Here is a 22,772-nt window from a genome sequence, read left to right as displayed (position 1 = left end):
CAAACATTTTGAGGTAACGCCATGCCAACGCCAATTTTTAACGTCGAAACCAGGATTAAAGCACTTAACGTCGTATTAGCCGACAAAGGCGACCAGAAGCTGGTCGGGAAAGCGCTTACCGATGCGGGCGGCGATTGGTCGGTTGCGCTAAAAGATCTAAAAAAAGCCAAGCTCTCTGCAGCTTTGCTGAATAAACTCAAATTCGCTCACTCGCTCGCAGAATTGTCCGACGACAACGTACAGGTGGTCAAGGCTCTGGTCGAAGATCCAAAAGTGACGAACCTTCGTGACATGGCCCTACAGTTCAACTTGGAAGGGCTTACAAAACTTGTAAACTCGACCGCGAAAAAGGGCAGCCAGGCACATAACAAGGCCAAAGCTTCGGCGACAATTCTGCGCAACAAGTTATTTACCGCCGAACCCACCGCCGTGTTGCAGCGGATGGTGCAGGACGCGGAACTGCCCATCGCGAACAAGACTGTACGCGCCGGCATCGGCAGTTTTCTGAACAACCAACCCGATTTCAACATCCGCACGACCTCGGTTTACACCGCGTTGAAACACCCCGACGCCTTCAACGGTATCGCCGACGAGCATCGTTCGGAGGTCATCGAGCACCTCAAGACGCTACAACGCGTGCAGGCGATCAGCCCCATACCCGCCGCCGTACCGGTGTTGATGAAGGCTAACCTGACCTCGGCATTTCGGATCGCCGAAATACCGGAATCCACGTTCCTGAGCGCTCACGGGCCGATGCTGGGTGTGGAAGCGGCCAAGCAGGTTTATACGAGTGCGATCAACGCCCACATCCGCAACGAGCACGCGCTGATGACAATGCGCGAGGCGTGGCGAGGAACGGGCCTGGCGATCATCGATGGCCAGCAGCCGATGGAGGAGCGCATGGCCAAGCTGCAAGGGGTGGCCGATGAGAAGGCAGTTCCACTGAACCTGGAAGCGCTGTTCGGCAGCATCGACTTCTGCGAGTGCGAGGACTGTCTGTCCGTCTACAGCCCGGCCGCGTATTTCGTCGAGATACTTCAGTATCTGAGGAACAACAATCTTGATCCGGACAAACCGAATACGGGCAAGTCCGGCATTGAAGGTACACCGCTTAAAAAGCTTTTTCGCCGTCGTCCAGATTTAGGCTGCCTCGAACTCACCTGCGAAAACACCTTCACTGTGCTGCCCTATATCGATCTGGTCAACGAGGTGATGGAGAGCTTCGTCGTGCACCTCGACAAGTACCATACTGATCCAAACGTGCCCAAGCAAGCAACGCTGGAGGTCTTCAACGTACTGGATGAAACCACCAGCGAGTTGTTGGCATCGCCGCAACACATAAACTACCAGGCTTATTGCATTCTTAAGGACGCGGTTTACCCCTTCACGCTGCCGTACCACCAACCTATTGATGTCATTCGGATCTGGCTGAAGTATCTTGGTACGAGTCGTTACGAACTACTGGATACTTTCCTCACGGCTACCGAAACCGTTTCCCTGGTTCTTACACCCGCTCAGCAGCAGGAACTACAAAAGCTGCATGCGAGGGTTCTGGATCGCTCGGCGGACGCGGAGTTTCTCGGCATCACCCAGGAAGAACACATTATCCTGACGCGGGAGGCGTTTTGGCCGAAAGCCTATTTTGATTTCACTCTTCAGAAGGTCCATACCGACATTGAATACCAGCAGAAGATAGGCGTCAGGCCGGTGCCCGAGTATTTCGGCTACATCGGCGCCAGCGCCGAAGCGGACATGCTCAGCATCGACGAGACCTCGATGCTGGGTCTAACTTTTGTGAAGAAACAGTTCCTGCCACGCACCGGAATTCAATACATCGATCTGGTCGAACTGCTGAAAACGCGCTTTATCAATCCGGCTTTCCCTCAAGGCAGAGCGCTGGCGATATTGGAAAGCATACGATTCAGCTACCGCTTTCTGCAGACCTTGGTGGTCGACAGCACCGACCCCAAAGTGCGCTTTGCCCAGCTGATTGAGTTCCTGAACAAACCGCAAACATTAGTTCCTCAAATCGACACCCTGTTGCACCCAGACCCTTGTCATCAACAGAGTCCGGAACACTGCTTGCCGCACACGGATTTTCACAACTGGGTGTACTGCTACTTCGAGAGAATCGGAAAACTGATCGTCCTGGAATTTGGTGAAGGGCCAAAGTTGCCAATTGAGGGAAAACTCGTCAGCAATCACGACGAAAAAAAGGAAGTCGGTCGCTTGCGGATAGATGGAAGTATCGTCGATACGACGGGAAAAACGGTCATCGGACATGTCGGCGTCACGCCGGGATTCGACCAGAGTAAGCAGCCCGTTGCGCACGCCGCACCCGTCCTCGATATCGCTGGAAAGCCTTTTGTTTTTGACCCGGGCCCGACTCCCAGTTGGCTATGGATACTTGACGACGATGGAAATAAGATAGGACGTGTTGATACAGCTGTTCGGGGTGATGGAAAGCCAGCTGTAAACTGGCTGCCAACGCGCGACACCTGCAATCTCGACAAAGTCCGCCTGACCCACCTCGATGGCTCGGTCCTGTCGGTCGATGAATACGACCGCATGCAACGCTTTATCCGTCTATGGCACAAGCTGGGCTGGACCATTGCGGAAACCGATTTGGCGCTGATCGGGACGGCTAGCTCTGCCAACGCCGGAAGGCTGGGAGGCGGAGCACTGATCGGTTCGCTTCCTGGTTCGGGCGTAACGCTGGTGCCGGGCAATGGCAGCTCCATTGGGTTCGATGTTTTTCAGCCCGATTGCAGCGATGTGGGCGACGGTGACGAAGGCGCTTGCCGCAACCCGCCGGAGCACCATGACGACAGCAAATGCCCTGAAATTGCCAAGCTGTCTGAAAATATCTCGACGGATTTCCTGCATCAACTGGTCGCCATCCGGAAGCTGCTAGACCTCACCGGGCTGCCGCTGGACAAGCTGCTGTCATTCTGGGCCGACATCAACACCGCCGGTGAAAAATCGCTGTACTCCCGCCTGTTCCTGACGCACAACCTGCTTGGGATCGACAAGGTTTTCAAATCGGACGCGAACGGCAACTACCTGACGCAAGCCGCCAAGCTATCCGACCATATGCCGGTGGTGATGGCCGCATTGAAGATAAAGGCGGACGACGTGACGGCGATCGTCGCGTTCCCGTCCCGCCCACTGTCCAACGATTTGACCCTGGACAATGTGTCCGCGCTTTATCGCCACAGCCTGCTCGCGAAAATACTGCATGTGCCGGTCGCGGACCTGGCCGAAGTGTTCAACCTATTTGTTGATCCATTCACGAGCGCAGAAAACACGCTGGCGCTTCTGCGCGACTGGGGAAACATGGAGGACGCGGGTTTCACCTTCCGTCAACTCAACTACCTGATTCAGGATCATGACGATCCAAAGCGCCCGCTCGCCCCGGCAAAGAAGGCCATCCTGCAAATCAGCAAGACGCTCTACGACGGCCTGAACGCCATCGACCAGGAACATAAGGATGTTAAGGATGTGCCGCCAGAGAAGAAAGACGAGGCAACCGCTGACCTGATTCGCGCCAAGGCCGGGCTGTTGTATGAACCCGCCACAGTAGAGAAAATCATCGGGCTGCTGGAGGGAACGACCGTCTACACAACCAATGCCCCAGTGGATCCGGCCATCGTGATCCCGGAGACTTTCACCAAGCTTAAATACAGCATGCAGAAAGACCCGGCAAAACCGCCCGGTGCGGCGATTCAAGTCACGGGCATACTGACCGACACAGAAAAGACGCAGGCAAAAACGTTTTCAAACAACGCCGGCTGGGCACCGGCTCTTGATCGGGTCGGTAAGCAAGCGCAGCAATTCTTCAACGATAACGTGTTTGGGATTTTCTCCAACTCCGCCGACGCGATAGTCAATTTGCTGGCAGGCGACATTAACGTGCCGCCCGACCCCAACAACCCTGCCGTAACCAATGCGAACACCGCACTGGGAAAACGCTTCTACTTCCTCAAGTTTTTCCTGCCCTTCCTGCGGCAGCGTCTGGCGCATCGGTTGATTGTCAGCAACCTTTCAGGGGCGGCAAGCTTGCCGATGGATGTCACGGATATTCTGTTATCCGACATATTGTGGGTTGGGGCATCCAGGCAACCAGCCATCGACGTGCTGGAGCAAATTCATCAGAAACCCGCAGCGAGTGGCAAAGATTGGAAAGGCTACCTGATTCCGACAGTAGACGGTGCCTACACCTTTGCCGCGACCAGCCTGGTTGACGACAAGCAACCACCGGACATGGTGATTGATGGCCAGTCGATACCGTTTACTGTGCAGCAGTTAGATCCAACCAATGTCTGGTTCACAGCCCCCGTGAGCCCGCAAGCACTCAAAAGCGGGCAACTGTATTGGCTGGAGGTGAAGGGTCAGCCTGCTACCGACTTGCAGTGGAGAACATCGTCCTCGCCCAAGGCGCTTATCCCTGCCTCCGTCTTGTTGCCTGATTATTCTTCAAGCGGTACGAAGGACGTGTTTATCAAGCTGTTTAAAGCCGCCCTGGTCGTCAACGGTTTCAACCTGACGGTTGACGAAGTGAGTTATTGGCAAGGCCACGCGGCTGATTTTGATGGCTTCGACTTCAACGCAGTAACGCTGCAACACTGGCGTCGGCTACAGGCATACGCGAGCCTGCGCGACAAATTGCCAAAAACAGAAATCAGTTTGCTGGGTCTGTTCCAGTGGGCAAACAAGCCGGATGCGACCACGCTGAGCCAAAAAATCGCCGAAGCGACGCAATGGGAACCGGGTGACATCGGAAAATTGATCGCTCCGGAACATTTCGATCTCAATCGCCCTGACGCATTCCGCAATGAAGTCAACCTGCTCAAGCTGCAAAAAGCGCTGCAAGTTGCCGCTGCGATCGGCACCGATATTGATCGGCTGTTTGCGTGGGCCAATCCGGTTTCCAGGTTCTCGGTCTGCCACCAAATTGCGGAAGGCATCCGCGCCACCTTGCGTGCCCGCTACGACCAAGAGGATTGGGAGCAAGTCGTCAAGCCACTGAACGACCAACTTCGCGAAGACCAGAAGCAGGCGCTGATCAGTTACCTGTTGGTGCAGCCGGACCTGATTGATTGGGGCGTGGTGGATGCCGACAGTCTCTTCGAGTTTTTCCTGATCGACGTGCAGATGGATGCCTGCATGGAAACGTCGCGCATCAAGCAGGCGATCTCGACGGTGCAGTTGTTTGTGCAACGGTGCATGCTGGGACTCGAAGCGCAGTACGGCGTAGCGACCGACGTCCTCAGCCGCAGCCGATGGGAATGGATGCAGAAGTACCGCGTCTGGGAGGCCAATCGCAAGGTATTTCTTTATCCGGAAAACTGGATCAAGTCCGAACTACGCGACGACAAGAGTCTGTTCTACAAAGAGCTCGAGGCGGAACTGTTGCAAAAGGACATCAGCCCGCAAACCGTCGAAGATGCATTGAGAAGCTACTTGTTCAAGGTAGACCAGGTGGCCAATCTGAAGGTCGTGGGCCTGTTTCTCGACGACCCGGGCGCCAGGCTGCACGTCTTTGCGCGGACCCGCAATGCGCCCCATCTCTTGTTCTACCGCTACTTCCATACCGCCGAGCGCAACTGGTATCCGTGGGAAAAGGTCCAGGTGGATATTCCGAGTTACGACGCGGAGGCCATCGACGGCAAGGGCAACCGAACCGAAGTCATCGTCGAAAATGGCACGTATCTGATACCTGTGGTGTGGCGCAACCGCTTGTTGATCTTCTTCCCACAATTCGTCAAGAAAACGGTTCCCCCGCAGCCGCCGCAGAAGATAGATCCCAACAAGGAAATTCCGGTTGCCAAGCCGGTCGAAGGCTGGGAAATCAAGCTGGCGTGGAGCGAGTACAGGAACGGAAAGTGGACGCAGAAGAGCGTCACGACGCAAGGCATCTACTCCGCACACTGGCAGATCGAACTCTTCACATTTCTCTACAAGATCGTCGACGATGCCAACCCCAAGGTCATCGTCGAGGCCTACATTCAGAAAGACGCCATAGGGGCCTTCCACTTCACCGGAAGCCAACTCCACGTCCAACCGGAGCCGAAGCGGTTCAACGGCGCGCTGACCGACTTCCACTACATACAGGGAACAAGGCGAATTCATTCTCTGCGGGAATCGATCGTCGCTGTTGGCTCCTCCAACGACCCGTTTCTGTCGACCACCGAGCCGTTCTTCGAAGACAACACGACGAGCGTGCAGGCCAAGGTCGACAGCAAGACCAGTCAATGGCTGTTCAGCCACCCCTTCGTCCACGAGTTGCTGGGCCGGCTGGGAGGCAGCGACCTCGGCGCAGTGTTCAGCTACTACGTTGAGAACACCGACCCCGGCAAACCGGCCAAGTTGACGCAGGATCCCGCAGAAGCCTACGGGCAATATGGATCAGCCAACGGAAAGCCGTTGTACAACGAGTTGAAGCGGTCCAACTCCCTGTACAACTGGGAAGCCGTCTTCCACGTGCCGATGCAGTTGGCCGACCGATTGCTCAAGGCGCAGCAATTCGACCTGGCGCTGAAGATGTGCCACTACGTGATGAATCCGTATGCGAAAGGGACTGATGACAAGCGGTTCTGGCAGTTCGTGCCGTTCAAGGAGATCGACGCCACCAATGTACTGGAGAACCTGTTCCTGAACCTGCAGTCGAACACCCCAGACGCGGCCCATGGCCAGATTGACGAATGGCGCAACAAGCCTTTCCAGCCCCACACGATTGCCCGCTCGCGGCCATCCGCGTACATGAAGTGGGTGGCCATGAAGTACATAGAGATTCTTGTCGCGTACGGAGACTATTACTTTCGCCAAAACACGCTCGAGGCCATCCCGCTGGCGATTCAATGTTACGTCCTCGCATCGCATTGTTACGGGCCGCGTGCGCAAAAGATCCCTAAGCGAGGCAAGATCCAGCCTCAGACCTACAACTCGTTGCTCGACAAGTGGGACGCGTTTGGCAATGCGATGGTCGAACTGGAACTGGTGTTCCCATTCAGCAACCAGACCTCGTTGCTCACCGGTTCGAGCAACGGGGTGGTCGGGCTGGCCAATGTCTTTGGCTTTGCGAGCACGCTTTATTTCTGCATTCCGGACAATCCGCAGTTGCAGGCGTTGCGCAACACCATCGACGACCGGCTGTTCAAGATCCGGCACTGCGAAGACATCGACGGCGTGATTCGTCATCTGCCGCTGTTCGAGCCGCCCATCGATCCGGCGCTGCTGGTCCAGGCGGCCGCCCAGGGACTCAGTTTGTCCAGCGTGCTCAATGACCTGAACAGCCCGATGCCGAACTACCGCTTCGCATATCTGCTGCAGAAGGCGCTGGAACTCTGTTCGGAGGTCAAGTCGCTCGGAAATGCCTTCCTGTCGGTGAAGGAGAAGGGCGACGCGGAAGCGCTATCGCAGTTGCGCGCCAGGCACGAGAGCAGCATCCACAAGCTGGTGCTGGAAGTGAAGAATCTGCAACTGGACGAAGCCGCCAAGGCGCTGGAGGCGCTGCAGCAAAGCCGCAAAGGGCCGGTCTATCGGCTGCAGCACTACCTGAAGCTGATCGGCGAAGACTTGGGCCGGTTGCCGGACGGCGATGCCGACTTTTCGGAAGTGCCTGACCAGATCGAGCAGCCGGTCGACGAAAGCGGCTTGAAGCTGATTGCGTACGAGAAGGAGGAACTGGACAAGGCCAGCGCAGCCGCCGACTGGCAAACCGGGATCGGCATCGTCGAAACGCTGGCCAGCGTTTTTCATGCATTGCCGACGATGCATGTCGACGGACACCCACTGGGTATCGGTTTGGATGTCGTCTGGGGGTTTCCCAATCTGGCAAATGCGACCCAGGCGGCGGCGCGGGGGCTGCGGATCTATGCCGACCATCTTTCGTATCAATCGTCGAATGCGGGCCGCAAGGCCGGCTTCCTCCGGCAACTGCAAGACCGGATACAGCAAGCCAATGTTGCCGGGTATGAAGTCAAGAACATCGACAAGCAAATGCTGACCCAGCAAATTCGCATCAGTATGGCAAACCAGGAGTTGCGAAACCAGCAACAGCAGATCGACAACGCGCTGGAAGTCGAAGAGTTCCTGCGCAACAAGTACACCAATCAAGACCTGTACTCATGGATGGATAGCCAGATAAGGACTTTGTACCATCAGGCATACAACTTGGCCTACGATCTGGCCAAGCGCGTCGAGAAAGTGTTCCGCTTCGAGCGCGGCCTCACTACGTCCAGTTTCATCCAATACGGATACTGGGATGCCGCGTACGACGGCCTATTTTCCGGTGAACGCCTGTATACCGGCCTGAAGCAACTCGAAGCGGCGCATCAGGAAAAGCGCGGTCACGATTTCGAAGTCTCGAAGTCGATTTCGCTGCGCCAGATCAACCCCAAGGCGCTGATCGACCTGAAAGAGACCGGAACCTGTGAATTCGCATTACCCGAAGTGCTTTTCGACATGGACTATCCCGGCCACTACCTGCGCCGTCTCAAGTCCGTCAGCCTGCGAATCCCCTGCATCCTGGGTGCACATACCAGTCTGAACTGCACGCTCCGGCTGCTCGAGCACAAGTTCCGGATCAATGCGATAGCGAAGGGCAAAAGCGATTATCCCGAGCACACCGATCAAGCCGATGACCGGTTCAGCACCGTCAATGTGCCCATCAGCTCCATCGCCGTAAGCTCGCTGGAAGACGAAAACGGCGTATTCGAGCTGAACTTCCACGATGAGCGATACCTGCCGTTCGAGGGCGCCGGCGTCATCAGCAAGTGGCGCATCGAGTTGCCGAGTAAGTTCAAACAGTTCGACTACGACACGATCACGGATGTCGTCATGCGCCTGCGCTACACGTCGGTGGAAGGCGGAGACAAACTCAAGGCTCCGGCGGCTGACTCAGTGCAGGATTACATCAAGAGCGTTGAAGACCTTAGTCGCGAGGAGGGGCTTTTCGCCGTCTTCGATTTGAAGAACGATTTCCCCAACGAGTGGTACAACGCCAACCATCCGGCCGTGGGCGCAACCGAGCGGGTGCTGACAATCGACAAGCTGAACGAGAAGCTGCCAGTATTTACCAAAGGACGCTCAGAGAAAAATATCCTGGCGAAAAACATTTATCTATTTGTCTCAGGTTCTACTCGCGATGCGCAGGGTAAAAAGGTGCCGACCGTGTTCCCGCTGTCTTTAATTGCGGTCACCCAGGGTGGGCTTGACTTACCATTCACGCCTGGAGAATCCGTAGGAACAATGAATTCGTTTGTGGCAAATGACGTTGAAGCTCCCATGGGCGACTTTCAGATCACAATTCACGACATGAAGACTGTGATCGACAAGATGTGGCTAGTGGAACGGTATGTTTTAGCTTGAGATCGGAGCTTGTCCGTCGGTCGCGCCGAACGCGAACCGTCATATTTTATTAATAATGAGGAGAACACACATGGCGACAATTACCATCAACGGCGTCACGCTTGATCCCGCAGCCCAAGCGGTCGCACTCAAGTCCGCGAAACTGCTCTCTGCCGACGCACACGACTCGGACTACCTGCTGGTGCAGACCAAAGGTCCGCTCACCAAGGAACAGCGCGCCGTCCTCGAGAAGACCGGTGCGAAAATCCTGGAGTTCGTGCCGCAGGATACTTACGTTTGCCACAATCCTGGCACTGACCTCAAGAAGATCCGGGACCTACCGTTCGTGACGTGGGTCAATACCTATCTGCGCGGTTTCAAGATCCATCCGGCGCTGATCTCTACGCCCGATACTCGGCCCACGCGCGGCCTCCTGGCGGCCCACGCTGCGGCGTCGGGTACACTGGATCGTAAGGCCCTACCTGGTGGACATCGTCCTGCACCAAGGCGCCACGGCGGCGGCGGTGCGCGCCAAAATCGCCTCCGCGGCCGGAGTGGACGCCGACGACATCAAGTTCACGGGCAACAAGGTCCGGCTGACCGTTCCCACCCGATTTCTGCCCAAACTGGCCGAGATCGACGAGGTCCGGAGCATTGAGCAGGTGTCGCCAAAGAAGTTGCAGAACGATGTGGCGCGCGGCATTCTCCGCGTGGGATTGCCGCTGGCCGACACGACCGTCCTTGAAGGCGCGGGCCAAGTCGTGGCGGTGTGCGATACCGGTCTAGACAAGGGGTCGACCACCGACGTTCACCCCGCGTTCAAGGGTCGCGTCACCAAGCTCTACGCCCTAGGTCGGCCGGGTAAGAAGAACGATCCAGATGGGCACGGCACGCACGTCGCGGGTTCCGTTCTCGGAGATGGCGACTCGCCGACGCTTGGCATCAAGGTACGCGGTACCGCTCCCAAGGCCAAACTTGTGCTGCAGTCCGTTCTGGACTCAGGCGGCGGACTAAATGGCCTGCCGGCGGACCTTCGGACGCTGTTCCAGAAGCCGTACACGACCGACAAGGCGCGAGTACACAACAACTCGTGGAGCAACACGACTGGCGACGGCGAGTACAACTCCGAGTGCCACGAACTGGACGACTTCGTCTGGAACCATCGCGACATGGTGATTTGCTTCGCCGCAGGCAACGAGGGCGTGGACTCTGACGCCAACGGTTTGATCAATCCCAACTCCATCAAGCCGCCAAGCACCGCGAAGAACTGCATCACGGTCGGGGCGACGGAGAACAACCGCCCGACCATGACATTGACCTACGGTAGCGCGTGGCCGAGCGATTTCCCGGCCGACCCAATCTCGATCGACCGCGTGGCGAACAACCCGGAGGGTATGGTGGCGTTCAGCAGCCGCGGGCCAACGCTGGATCACCGGATCAAGCCGGATGTAGTGGCACCCGGCACCTTCATTCTCTCCACCCACTCGCGCGATTCGTCGGGGGACGGCTGGGGTGCATCGGCAGACCCCCTCTACTTCTACGAAGGCGGGACGAGCATGGCGACGCCGCTGGTAGCGGGTTGTGCCGCGGTGTTGCGCGAGTTCGCGATCAAGCAGAAGACCATCAAGAAACCGAGCGCTGCGCTGGTCAAGGCCATGCTCATCAATGGCGCTCACAACATCGGAGGGCAGTACGTTCCCAGTGAGGCCGGGGTGATTCCTAACGTCAACCAGGGCTTCGGCCGCGTCGATGTCGCCGCAATCGTTGGCCCTCTCGGTCCCAACGAGCAGTTGATGGTCCAGGACGAGGCCGACGTCCTCGACACCGGCGAGGAGCACAAGGTTACCGTCAGCGTGCCCGTGGGAACCACTTCGCTCAAAGTCACGCTGGTCTGGACGGACCCGCCAGGCGAGGGCCTTCAAAACGATTTGGATCTGATCGTTAGCAGCGCGGGCGGGGTGGAGCGGCACGGCAACCAGCCTGCGAACGCCACCGCGTTCGACCGCACCAACAACGTCGAGCAGGTCGTATGGGACCACCCCACTTCGGGCAAGGTGAACATTCGGGTGCGCGCCTTCCGCGTCGCCCAGTTCCCGCAGTCGTACGCGCTAGTGGTCCGCATCTTCTAATGAAGTCACATCGACCATCAAACGCGAGAGGTATCGAACGAGAGTTCTCTGTGCGCGCGGGGCACTACATCCAAGGCGAACGTAACACTCATATGGAGGTCTTCATGGCAATGACGAACGAGAGTTTTTCGAGTGGCGGCCAACCTGTGTCGTTGGAAGTCTTCCTACCGGCATCGTCGGGCAAACGTCCAGCAGTGCTCATTCTCCACGGCAGCTTTGATCTGCTGCCGCAGTATCGGGCCGATATCGTCTCTTTTGCGGAGACACTCGTTGAGGCTGGCATCGCGGCAACAATGCCACACTATTTCGAGTCGACGAAGGCCGATCCGGACATCGGCGTTCTGAAGCTCATTCCCGAAAAACGTCCCGCGTAGAGGCAAGCCTGCAGTGATGCGCTGACCCTGATGGCCAACGATGCCAGATTCGATGCCATGCGTCTCGGCATTCTCAGGTTCTCTCTAGCAGCAGCCTGTCGGAGCCGAGAACGCTGGAATTGCTTGGGTTGGGGGTCACAAATCCATTCGATTCACCATTGATCATCCCTTGCGAATTTCGCTTTGTCTGTGAGGAATAACTTGAGCTTGGCTCCTTTGATATTACTTGGATGTTGATCGTCAAGAATAAAAAATCATTATGACAATACAGACAGTGGAATTTCAATTCGTCACCGGCCTTAAACGGGCGATATTTCGCAACGCTCGCTTGCGCGGTAGCTGGGACGAGAGCGGCCAATATTCGGATGACTGGACGGAATCTCCGATGCAGGAGGAAAGCGGCGTGGATGGCTGCCCAATCTTTACGACCTCGATCTCACTTCAGCTTGCCGATCAGGATAATACCTTCAAGTGGGGGGTTATCCTTGACGGGCCTCAGGGTGCCAACTTCTGGGGCATTCCGACTGAGGTGCAGGATGTTAATTCCGTTGCGCGCCATCGCCAGTTTCGGCTCATCCGCGAGGCAACCATGCCCCAGATCGAACGCTATTACTTCACTTACAACCGTCACTTGGGAGCCAACAAACACTTCGCCGCTGGAAGCACCAAACCCGGTCTACGTTTTGCCATTTGGGCTCCCAATGCCAAAAATGTGGAAGTGGTCTTTGGAAATCCGGCCAGCGGCTACATAGCCGACGATAACGCCGGAGTGAATTCGGCACAGCCCATGGTCACTCTTTCTCGCCTGGCCGATGGCATCTGGGAAGGCGAGCCACAGGGGGGTTTTGAGACTTTCAAAAGCCTGCCTTATATGTATCGCATCCTGAACGCACAAGGGCAGCACGTCTATCGCACCGACATCTTTTCCCGTAGCCAGATCGGCAGAGGCAATATCAACCCTGCCAAAACTGCTTGGCCGGGGACGGTTGAAACTCTGGACGGGTCCGTGAGTTGTAGCGTGGTCATTGATGCCGACGTGATGCGCCGGAATTTTGAATCCACGCCTCGTGAAATGAAACTGGACACCATTCCCTCAGAGGAATTCTGGGCAAGGGAATTTACGCCCGGCCTGCCGGTACCTTCGCACCTCGAAGACTTGGTTATTTACGAATTACATGTCGGATCATTGGGGTTCGGAAAGCCCGGCCCCGGCGATTTGAGTGACGCGCTGCAATTCCTGGACCATCTCATTGAACTCGGTGTGAATGCCATCGAACTGCTGCCCATGGCAGAGTTTTCTGGCAATGCCGCCTGGGGCTATGGCGACAGTCACCACTTCTGTATCGAATCCAGCGCCGGAGGCCGCGACAAGTACCGTCATTTCGTGCGCGAGTGTCACCGGCGTGGCATCGCAGTCATCCAGGACGTGGTCTACAACCATTATGACAACGAAGCAGAACGCGCCCAGTGGCAATATGATTCAACCATGCCCGAAGAAAATATTTATTACTGGTATGAAGGGCACTCGTCCGACTACAGAAAAAATGATGGCAGCCCGTTTCCGGAGGGCGGCTATCTTGATAACGGCTCTACCGGCTTCACCCCGCGTTTTTCGGAAGAAATTGTGCACCAGCAGTTCATCAGCAGTGCCGCCTTTCTTATTGAAGAAATGCACGTCGATGGGCTGCGCGTGGATCTGACCCAGGCGATTCACCGCGACAACGCGCTTCATGCCGATGGACGGTTGATGGGCAACGCCAACGTCTTCGGGCAAAAATTCCTGCGGGAGTGGAGCCGCACCCTGCGCATGATCAAGCCTACGGTGATGCTGATCGCAGAAGATCATACAGGATGGGACGCGGTGACGAAACCACCGGCGCAAGGAGGGCTGGGCTTCAACGCAAAGTGGGAGTTGGCGTTCTATCACCAGTTGATCGGCGACTCCGACATGGCTGGAAATCGGGCGCGCCTCTTGAAACGGGCTGGATTCGGCGGCAACGAGCCGCTACAGATGGACTGGTTTGCCAGCGCCCTTTACGACAGCCGTTTTGACCATGTCGTGTTCCACGAATCTCACGACGAAGCCGGCAATGCCGGTGGCACGGCGCGGACCCTGGTAACGGCCGTCAATGGTGCGCCTGTCATTGGTGCCACGCGCAGCGCGGCGGAGGCACGCTCGCGTGTATGCTTCGGCCTGTCCCTGCTTTCGGCGGGCACCCCCATGTTCTTCATGGGCGATGAGATCGGGGCACAGAAACGCTATACGTTCGATCACTTTCTGTTGAACCGCGAAAATATCATCGGCGAACGGATTGGTAACGGCAAGGCAATGTTTCACTTTTATCAAGATCTAATAAGTCTCAATCGCCGACTGCGCTCGATCCGCAACCAGGACATTGACATCCTCCACCTGTCGAATTCCAACCGAGTGATCGCCTTCAAGCGGTGGCACGGGGATGAGGAAGTCATTATCGTCGCCAGCTTTAACAATACTGCCTTCACCGACGGTTACATCATCGAAAAGGACTTGCTGGCCATCCCCAATGCAGGCTGGAAGGAAATATTCAATAGTGATGCCACCATCTATGGTGGCCAAAATAGGGGTAATGGCGGTGCCACTATCCCTTCCAATCAAGGTCGTCTCAATGTAACGATCCCTGCCAATAGTTTCGTGGTGCTCGTAAAACAATGATGACGAAAACACAGATAATTACATGAATATCCATAGAAGGAACCTACTTGTTCTTGAACGTGCCCCAGAAGCATTTAACGGTGCGCTGCTCCGTCAATCTCCCTTGCGACTCATGGATGTAAGCTGATGTTACTACAGCTCACTTTCTAATTTTTTAACACCCTTAAAAATCTGAATTAAAATTCTGATTCGCCTCAGCCTCATAGCTTAAATGGTGTCTGAATAATATGCGCACCATCCGTTGTCACCCTGGATTTTGGTTTCCACGCGTGGCCATAGATCACTTCGAAAGTCGCGGGCAGCTTGCCATTTTGCCGGAATCGTTCGTAATTCTCTTGCAGTGCCAGCCAAGCAGCTTTGCCCATCATGCCGTGCCCACGTCCGGCAGTGGCATTGTGTGCGCCAATATTGCGCAAATCCTGCATCACCGCTTTCAAATTATCGTAAGTCAACGTGATAATTTCCATGTCCATTACCGGTGCGGCAAACCCGCTGGCCTTCAGCATGTCACCGATGTCGTGCATGTCCGCAAAGCGATTTACATGTCTGTAGTCATCCACGCTATGGAACGCGCTGCGTAGTTCCTTGAGCGTATCCGGGCCAAAGGTACTGAACATCACCAAACCCTCCACTTTCAATACGCGATGTAACTCGCTAAGTGTGGCGGGCAGATCGTTACACCATTGCAGGGTCAGATTCGACCATACCAGCTCGATACTGTTGGCTGCCAACGGCAAGGCTTCGACATCAGCGCATACATAACTGTGCTTGCCAGTATCGAATAACTTGCGCCACCAGCTCAACCTGCTGCGCGATACATTGAGCATGCTAATTGCCATGTCGAGCGCCAGTAGATGCGCCGCCGGATAGCGCTGCGACAGCTGGCGCGTGCCCCAGCCAGTCCCACTGCCCACATCCAGCACAGCCGCTGGCTTCTGCTTTATATAATCCAGCCGTTCCAGCATGCGGCTGCACACCTCACGCTGCAGTACTGCAGCGGTATCGTATCCTTTGGCCGCACGATTGAAAGCCATCCGCACCTGGCGTTTGTCTATCAGGAAATCATCCATTTAAAAATGCCTCGATCCGTTGCACGAAAATATCCGGGTGAGATAAAAACGGCGCATGTGACGCGCCCTGTATCTTGAACAACTGCGCATTGGGCAATTGCTGCGCGAGATAGCCTAATGCTGCGGGTGAAGTCAACATATCGCGCTCGCCCGCAATGACCAAGGCAGCTTGAGTAATTTGCGGCAACACCGCACGCAGATCGGTATTACGCAATATTTCCAGGCCCCCGCGCAATGCCGCAATATTCGGTTCACCGCGACTGAACAGGCGGGTACGCAAATCCGCCAGCAATTCGCGTTCGTGTTCGCTGCCACGCACCTGCAAAGCAATAAACCGATTCAATGTCAGCGCATGATTTTCCAGCAACGCAACTGAAAATTCATGCAGGGTATTCGCCGCCATCGCACATTCCCAGTCGCTACGCTGTACAAAGCTGGGCGTGGTAGCAACCAGCACGAGCTTGTCGATCTGGTGCGGCGCACGGAGCGCCCAGCGCAACGCAATCTGTCCACCGAGCGACCAGCCACACAGCGCCAGCGGCTCATCGCCATGTTCAGCATGCCAATACTCAGATAGCGGCTGTACCAGCCCATCTAAATCATATTGCGCGATGATCGAACTGGCACCGTATCCCGGCAAGTCCACGCAGTGTACGCGGAAGTGTTGCGCAAGTTGTGCCACCACATTGCCCCAAATGCCACAGTGCATACCCCAACCGTGTAACAGTAACAGCGGTGCTCCGGCACCGCGACTTTCAATGTGCAAGCTCATGCAAGGCTGAAATCAATTGCGCTACATCCTGCTCGCTATGCGCCGCAGAGAGCGAAATGCGTAGTCGCGCTGTTCCCTGCGGAACGGTTGGTGGACGGATAGCTGGCACCCAGATGCCACGTGTGCGCAGCGTTTCGCTCAAGGCTACCGCAACATTATTGTTGCCGACCAGCAATGGCTGAATAGGGGTATCGGAGTACATCAGCACCCACGGGAGACCGATCAGACCCGCACGCAACTGCGCAATTAATTTCCATAATTGTGTACGCCGCCACTCTTCTTTCTGCAATAAGCGCAAACTGGCCAACACCGCGCAGGACAGCGCAGGTGGACTGGCGGTTGTATAGATGTAGCTGCGCGCATTCTGTACCAGCGTATCAATCACCACCTGTTCCGCAGCAATGAAGGCGCCGGATACGCCCACCGCCTTGCCTAGCGTCGCCATGTAGATAATGCGCGGCGAGACTAAACCGGGTAAATCGCTATCAGCCGGGTGAAATAATGAGCCGCGTCCCTGTTCACCCAATATACCAAAGCCATGCGCATCGTCCACCAGTAACCAGGCATCATTTTGCTCACACAATGCCAACAGTTCCGGCAACGGCGCAAGGTCACCATCCATGCTGAATACCGCATCGGTAACAACAAGTTTGCGACCGCTGTTTGGCTGCTCCAATAATTGCGCAAGATGTGCCATGTCGTTGTGGCGGTAGCGGCGCACCTGCGCACGTGACAACAACATGGCGTCATTGAGTGATGCGTGGTTAAGCTTATCGGCAAAGATTCTATCGTTCCTGCCGACCAGCGCTTGCACCGCTCCGAGGTTCGCCAGATAGCCGGAGGAAAATAACAGTGCTGCGGGCTTGCCGACGAATTCAGCAAGTGCGTGTTCCAACTCGTCGTGTGCGCTGAAATGACCGCTGACCAGATGAGATGCACCCGCACCCAATCCATACTGTTGCGTACCCATCTGCAAAGCGGCAAGCAATTGCGGGTGACAAGCTAAGCCAAGATAGTCGTTGCTAGAAAAAGACAGCAGCGGTTTGCCACTTACCTTGACGCGTGTGCCTTGTGCACTTTGCAACGAGCAACGATGACGCAGGAGTCCTTGAGCTGCACGGGTATCGAGTTCGTGCTGCAGCACTTCAAAAGGCATTGAAATTTTCCATCACAAGCAAGATAGTTTGATCAATACACTCTATGTTTTTGACGCAAGCGGATACATACCCAATTTTTTGAGTAGAACGCGATCGCGCTCCACCTCTGGATTACCGGTAGTCAGCAACTGGTCACCATAAAATATTGAGTTGGCGCCCGCAAGAAAACATAGAGCCTGTACCGCTTCGCTCATTTGTTGTCGCCCGGCAGACAATCGCACGCGCGCCATGGGCATGGTGATGCGCGCCACCGCGATGGTACGTACGAAATCCAACGGATCTAGCGCTTTGGTGTCGGCCAGCGGCGTACCTTCTACCTGTACCAGCAGGTTAATGGGTACGCTTTCAGGATAGGGGGCAAGGTTGGCCAGTTGCGCGACCAAGCCGGCGCGTTGATTAAGGCTTTCGCCCATGCCAACGATACCGCCACAGCATACATTCAAGTCCGCATTGCGGACCCGCTCCAGCGTGTCTAGTCTGTCCTGATAATCTCGAGTAGTAATAATTTCGTCGTAAAACTCAGGCGCGGTGTCCAGATTGTGATTGTAATAATCTAGCCCAGCATCTTTTAACTGTTCAGCCTGACCATCTTTCAACATGCCCAGCGTGGCGCAGGTTTCTAGCCCCAGCGCTTTGACTTCGCGCACCATTGTCAAAACCGATTCCAGATCACGTTGCTTGGGGCCGCGCCAAGCAGCACCCATGCAAAAGCGGGTCGCGCCAGCGGATTTGGCAACGCGGGCTGCTTCCAGCACATCGTTAAGCTCCATCAATGCCTGGCTTTTCACGCTGGTATCATAGCGTGCAGCTTGCGGGCAATACCCGCAGTCTTCTGGACAGCCGCCTGTTTTAATGGACAGTAAAGTGGACAACTGTACCGCGTTAGGATCGAAATGCTCACGATGAATCTGCTGTGCGCGATAAAGCAAATCGGCAAACGGCAGCCTGAACAACGCCTCAACTTGGGCAAGGCTCCAGCACTGCGCTTCGCTTGATGGTTGAGCGAGTGCCGAGGGTTTGGAAGTGCGGGTAAATTGTACGGTGTGAGTCGTCATGGCTTGCAGTCTAATGAATTACAATGGTCCGGCATCATCCGTGAAAGGGCACGACCTTGTCAATTTTGACTCGCCATTTTCTGAACATCCGCACAAAATTGTGGCAGACCCTGCCCGCGCAACCCTGTTTTCTGTGCGGCACAGCCAGCCGCAATGGTGTATGGTGCGCCGCTTGCGATGCTGACTTACCCTATTTAACTGCGGCACATTGCCCGGTGTGTGCCCTGCCTACGCACGACGGCGCAACCTGTGGCCATTGCTTACAACGAGCGCCGCATTTCGACCGCACAGTGGCCATATTCGCCTACGCTTTTCCGCTCAACAAGCTAGTGCAGGCGCTGAAGCATAATGAAAAACTGGTACTGGCGAACAGCCTTGCGGACAAACTGACACAGCGTATTGCGGTGCGTCCTGATTGCCTTGTTGCCATGCCATTGCATCCAGTGCGTTTACGTGCTCGCGGTTTCAATCAGTCATTTGAGCTGGCACGACATATTGGGCGGCAGATGGATATTCCAGTCCTGCTGAATGCCTGCCAGCGCAGGCGCGATACGCCGCCACAAACAGCGTTGTCACGAAAAGAAAGAGATAAAAACGTGCGTCAGGCATTCATTTGCACGCAGGATTTTTCGGGCAAGCATGTCGCCATAGTGGATGATGTAATGACTAGCGGTGCATCGCTGAACGAAGTGGCACAAACCTTACGCAAAGCAGGCGCGCGTGAAATCAGTGCCTGGGTCATTGCGCGGACATTGCCGCATTCTGCTTCGTAGGGTTATTATCCACAGCAGCTCGTCACGCGTTTTCTAGCCCCTGTCAGCAAATATCACAATCATTCGAAAGTTAGATGCGCATCTATTCAAACCAGAGGCTCCCATAATGTTTAATGTGATCCTCTTCCAGCCTGAGATTCCGCCTAATACCGGGAACGTCATTCGCCTGTGCGCTAACACCGGAGCGCAACTGCATTTGATCCGGCCGCTCGGATTTTCGCTGGATGACAAACAGCTGCGGCGCGCCGGGTTGGATTATCATGAATACGCCGATCTGCGTGTGCACGACGACCTCGCTGCCTGCCTGCAAACCCTGCCGGGTGCGCGTCTGTTTGCATTTACTACCAAGGGCAAGCAGTCTTATCACGAGGTATGTTATCAAGCTGGTGATGCCTTGCTGTTCGGGCCAGAGACTCGTGGCTTGCCTGCGGATATATTGGCATCGTTATCACCGGAGCAGTGCCTGCGCATGCCTATGCTACCGAATAATCGCAGCCTGAATTTATCCAACACAGTCGCGGTAGCGGTGTTTGAAGCATGGCGTCAGTGCGGGTTTGCGGGGGCTAATAAATAGCCCGTTGATCAACCCAGAGGCGAATGCCAATCTAGGCATTGGATCACCCTCTATCATGCCGCCTGAATGCTTGCGTTCATGTTGCCATTTTGAGCCTAAATATTCCTCCTTTGGCTCGTCTTGTTCGGCAATTTGTTGATTTGGATTCAGAAACACAAAGCGGTTTGGCTGCCCGCTCACTGCTCAATCCACTCTCTCCGAGCCATTCTTCTCTTCGGCCTTGTTCACGGAAACAAGACCGAACTCCGCAAAGGCCACATTCAGCGATCATGCCGATCAATCGCTTACACGCGGACGAATCAATCGGATTATTTACAACATTAGCAGAGAGAGAATCTCCCTTTCACAAGTGGGAATGTTCGATTTTTTTAATGGCCTAAGGCCTGAACTGGATTATGTTCTGTCGTATCAATTTTTTTGTACTGACGACCTATAGGGATTTGTTTACATATTCATAGCCGAATCTTCAGGGATTTATCCTTCTTGGCAACTTGGCACTTCCTGAAGCAACTGGAGCGTTAATACCATAAACCTCATATTTCGGGTGTCGAAAAATTTTACACCTACGCTTTAATACCTCTCCTGCCAGTGTTTGCCACCCGTGCTACAAATATCTAAAGGCATGTAAGGATAGTGATTATATTTTAATATTGACTTTAGGCATGAATTATGCTTGATTATTTAAATTTTGCATAATGTATTGATGAGGGACGCATGGGAGGGATTGGCGAATGCAGTAATCGTATCTGACCTTATGCATTTGTGCATTCCATCACCCGATATCAATGTGTTTAATTTATGGCAGTTGCTATCAATATCGGAGATCCAGATGACGAATAATTTACGCGCAAGCACAGATAGATGTTTGATAAATACTTATCCTACTGGAGGTTCCATGACGCAATTGCTGAAAAGATTTTTTTACACACTGCAACTCGTCTTTATTGGATGTCTGGGGAGTATGCCAGGCCATGCCGCTGAGAGCAGCGTGGTGGCTATCACTGCAGGACGTAATCACACCTGCGCGCTCACTACGGCAGGCGGGGTCAAGTGCTGGGGGAGCAACGAATCTGGACAGCTCGGTGACAACTCCAACATCGATCGTTTGACACCGGTGAGTGTGTTGGGCCTTGCCAGCGGCGTAGCGGCCATCTCTACAGGAGGTGCACATACCTGCGCGCTCACCACGGCAGGTGGAGTTAAGTGTTGGGGGAACGCTAGTTTGATACCTATAGATAGGCCTGGTCTTACCAGCGGCGTAGTGTCCATTGATTCATCATCCACTAGTCAAACCTGCGTGCTCACCACGACAGGCAGGGTAGAATGTTTCGTCCCCAACACCATATTGCCCAGTACACTGGTTGAGCTAGGGCTCGGCGGCGTGACCGCTATCACTGCAGGTGTTTCTCACGCCTGCGCGCTCACTACGTCAGGCGGGGTCAAGTGCTGGGGTGAGTTCGGCGATATTTCCAACACGCCTAGTTTTAATTCTATTCCAGTGAATGTGTCGGGACTCTCCAGCGGGGTAGCGGCTATCTCCGCAGGGGCTGATTTCAACTTTGCACTCACCACGGCAGGTGGAGTCAAATACTGGGATAATAATGGCTCCCCCATCGATATACCGGGCCTTACCAGCGGCGTAGCGGCCATCGATACAAGTGGTGGTCACACCTGCGTGATCACCATGGCGGGTGGAGTCAAGTGCCTTGGCGTGAATTTCAATGGCCAGCTCGGCAACAATTCTGTCTCTATCAGTGTCACGCCAATGGATGTGTCTGGTCTTGCCAATGGCGTGTCGGCCATCTCTACAGGAGGTGCACACACCTGCGCGCTCACCACGGCAGGCGGGGTCAAGTGCTGGGGCTGGAACGGTGCAGGCCAACTCGGCGACGGTTCCACTGCGGATCGTTCAACCCCGGTGGATGTAATCGGTCTTGGCGGAGGTGTGACACCCGATCCTATTTTGCCGCCGGCCTCGCCCTTGACCGGTCTGTGGTGGAACCAGAATGAATCCGGCTGGGGGATGAGTATCACCCAGCGTGATTCGATGGCTTTTCTGGCGTGGTATACCTACGATTCAATCGGGAAACCGACATGGTTTGTCATATCGTCCTGTCCGCTGGTTGGGAATGGCTGCACGGGTGATCTTTACAGTGTGGTAGGCGGCACTCCACTGGGTGTGCCCTGGAATGGCAACGGTAAAGTGGTGACCAAAGTGGGGACAGGCACCTTCGCTTATTCTGACAACAATACCGGGACATTAAATTATTCGGTAAATGGCGTAAATGGAACCAAGCAGATTACCCGCCAAATGTTTGCAACCGGCGCCGTTCAACCGTTAGTCGATTATTCTGCGCTCTGGTGGAATCAGAATGAGTCCGGCTGGGGCGTTGCCATCACGCAGCAGTATGGAATGATTTTCGCCACCATGTACACCTACGATGCCAGTGGCAATCCTGTTTGGTACGTTGCTTCCAGCTGCCCCTTGTCTGGTAATAGCTGCGCCGGTGATTTATACCAAGTCACCGGCGGGTCTGCGCCCACCGTGGCATGGAACGATGCGGCTAAGGTGGTAACGAAAGTCGGTACCGTCAACTTCACCTTCCAAAACAGTAGCGCTGGCACCTTGACTTACACCATCAACGGGGTGAGTGGATCCAAGGTGATTTCAAGGCAATTGTTTTAGGGGGTCTGCTTTGGCAGGTAGAACCAGCTCTGAACTGGAACCGTTCTGGCAATCAAACATTGCCGGAACGGTTGGGGTTGGTTTTTGAATCTGTCCTGAGTTTCTACAAGATTAAAGTTCAAAGTTTTTTCAGCAGTCT

At 55.1% G+C, this 22,772-nt stretch carries 12 protein-coding genes; 8 read left to right on the top strand and 4 right to left on the bottom strand.

The features are described from left to right. Positions 1-21 precede the first annotated feature (21 nt). From MKZ32_RS03660 to MKZ32_RS03640, 5 genes are all read left to right on the top strand, one after another. The gene (locus MKZ32_RS03660; RefSeq protein WP_239796023.1) at positions 22-9,372 is read left to right on the top strand and encodes a Tc toxin subunit A-related protein; all 9,351 of its coding nucleotides are present in this window, start codon (positions 22-24) and stop codon (positions 9,370-9,372) included. Positions 9,373-9,628: 256 nt separating this feature from the next. Beyond that, entirely contained in the window at positions 9,629-10,009 is a 381-nt protein-coding gene (locus MKZ32_RS03655) for a hypothetical protein (protein ID WP_239796022.1), read from the top strand. Then, positions 9,906-11,480, top strand: coding sequence for a S8 family serine peptidase (locus MKZ32_RS03650; RefSeq protein ID WP_320412281.1), 1,575 nt, complete (start codon positions 9,906-9,908; stop codon positions 11,478-11,480). Before MKZ32_RS03655 ends, MKZ32_RS03650 begins: the two co-directional genes overlap by 104 nt. 104 nt (positions 11,481-11,584) lie before the next feature. Further along, positions 11,585-11,854, top strand: coding sequence for a dienelactone hydrolase family protein (locus MKZ32_RS03645; RefSeq protein WP_239796021.1), 270 nt, complete (start codon positions 11,585-11,587; stop codon positions 11,852-11,854). Between the two features lie 259 nt (positions 11,855-12,113). Beyond that, positions 12,114-14,546 carry an alpha-amylase family glycosyl hydrolase gene (locus MKZ32_RS03640; protein ID WP_239796020.1) on the top strand — a complete coding sequence of 811 codons (2,433 nt, stop codon included), beginning with the start codon at positions 12,114-12,116 and terminating at the stop codon, positions 14,544-14,546. 200 nt (positions 14,547-14,746) lie between these two features. Here the strand turns inward: MKZ32_RS03640 and bioC are convergent, their stop codons facing one another. Genes bioC through bioB form a run of 4 tightly spaced genes read right to left on the bottom strand, consistent with a single transcriptional unit; the run spans position 14,747 to position 18,600 of the window. Beyond that, the gene (gene bioC, locus MKZ32_RS03635) at positions 14,747-15,616 is read right to left on the bottom strand and encodes a malonyl-ACP O-methyltransferase BioC (protein ID WP_239796019.1); all 870 of its coding nucleotides are present in this window, start codon (positions 15,614-15,616) and stop codon (positions 14,747-14,749) included. Continuing rightward, the gene (gene bioH, locus MKZ32_RS03630; RefSeq protein ID WP_239796018.1) at positions 15,609-16,388 is read right to left on the bottom strand and encodes a pimeloyl-ACP methyl ester esterase BioH; all 780 of its coding nucleotides are present in this window, start codon (positions 16,386-16,388) and stop codon (positions 15,609-15,611) included. Before bioH ends, bioC begins: the two co-directional genes overlap by 8 nt. Beyond that, positions 16,372-17,544: an 8-amino-7-oxononanoate synthase gene (bioF, locus tag MKZ32_RS03625; protein WP_239796017.1), complete on the bottom strand. Its 1,173-nt coding sequence runs from the start codon at positions 17,542-17,544 to the stop codon at positions 16,372-16,374. The genes bioH and bioF overlap by 17 nt, the downstream gene beginning before the upstream one ends. 42 nt (positions 17,545-17,586) lie before the next feature. Beyond that, complete coding sequence (gene bioB / locus MKZ32_RS03620) at positions 17,587-18,600, bottom strand: biotin synthase BioB (protein ID WP_239796016.1); 1,014 nt, start codon at positions 18,598-18,600, stop codon at positions 17,587-17,589. Positions 18,601-18,656: 56 nt separating this feature from the next. On the opposite strand from bioB, the gene MKZ32_RS03615 reads away from it, so the two are divergent. The 3 genes from MKZ32_RS03615 to MKZ32_RS03605 all read left to right on the top strand — a co-directional run bounded on the left by MKZ32_RS03615 (position 18,657) and on the right by MKZ32_RS03605 (position 22,633). After that, positions 18,657-19,373 carry a ComF family protein gene (locus MKZ32_RS03615; RefSeq protein ID WP_239796015.1) on the top strand — a complete coding sequence of 239 codons (717 nt, stop codon included), beginning with the start codon at positions 18,657-18,659 and terminating at the stop codon, positions 19,371-19,373. Positions 19,374-19,479: 106 nt separating this feature from the next. Continuing rightward, the gene (gene trmL, locus MKZ32_RS03610; protein ID WP_239796014.1) at positions 19,480-19,947 is read left to right on the top strand and encodes a tRNA (uridine(34)/cytosine(34)/5-carboxymethylaminomethyluridine(34)-2'-O)-methyltransferase TrmL; all 468 of its coding nucleotides are present in this window, start codon (positions 19,480-19,482) and stop codon (positions 19,945-19,947) included. Between the two features lie 895 nt (positions 19,948-20,842). Then, positions 20,843-22,633, top strand: a complete 1,791-nt coding sequence (locus MKZ32_RS03605) for an RCC1 domain-containing protein (protein ID WP_239796013.1) — start codon at positions 20,843-20,845, stop codon at positions 22,631-22,633. Positions 22,634-22,772: the final 139 nt, after the last annotated feature.

The sequence above is a fragment of the Candidatus Nitrotoga arctica genome (assembly GCF_918378365.1).
GTDB classification, from domain to species: Bacteria; Pseudomonadota; Gammaproteobacteria; order Burkholderiales; family Gallionellaceae; genus Nitrotoga; species Nitrotoga arctica.
Note: the sequence above shows the minus strand (reverse complement) of the source record. Positions and strands in the feature narration are given on the sequence as shown.

What these genes read in the sequence shown, in the direction of transcription:
- MKZ32_RS03660 (WP_239796023.1), top strand. Translation starts at nt 22, where the DNA reads ATGCCAACGCCAATTTTTAACGTCGAAACCAGGATTAAAGCACTTAAC.
- MKZ32_RS03645 (WP_239796021.1), top strand. Translation starts at nt 11,585, where the DNA reads ATGGCAATGACGAACGAGAGTTTTTCGAGTGGCGGCCAACCTGTGTCG.
- MKZ32_RS03640 (WP_239796020.1), top strand. Translation starts at nt 12,114, where the DNA reads ATGACAATACAGACAGTGGAATTTCAATTCGTCACCGGCCTTAAACGG.
- bioC (WP_239796019.1), bottom strand. Translation starts at nt 15,616, where the DNA reads ATGGATGATTTCCTGATAGACAAACGCCAGGTGCGGATGGCTTTCAAT.
- bioH (WP_239796018.1), bottom strand. Translation starts at nt 16,388, where the DNA reads ATGAGCTTGCACATTGAAAGTCGCGGTGCCGGAGCACCGCTGTTACTG.
- bioF (WP_239796017.1), bottom strand. Translation starts at nt 17,544, where the DNA reads ATGCCTTTTGAAGTGCTGCAGCACGAACTCGATACCCGTGCAGCTCAA.
- bioB (WP_239796016.1), bottom strand. Translation starts at nt 18,600, where the DNA reads ATGACGACTCACACCGTACAATTTACCCGCACTTCCAAACCCTCGGCA.
- trmL (WP_239796014.1), top strand. Translation starts at nt 19,480, where the DNA reads ATGTTTAATGTGATCCTCTTCCAGCCTGAGATTCCGCCTAATACCGGG.
- MKZ32_RS03605 (WP_239796013.1), top strand. Translation starts at nt 20,843, where the DNA reads ATGACGCAATTGCTGAAAAGATTTTTTTACACACTGCAACTCGTCTTT.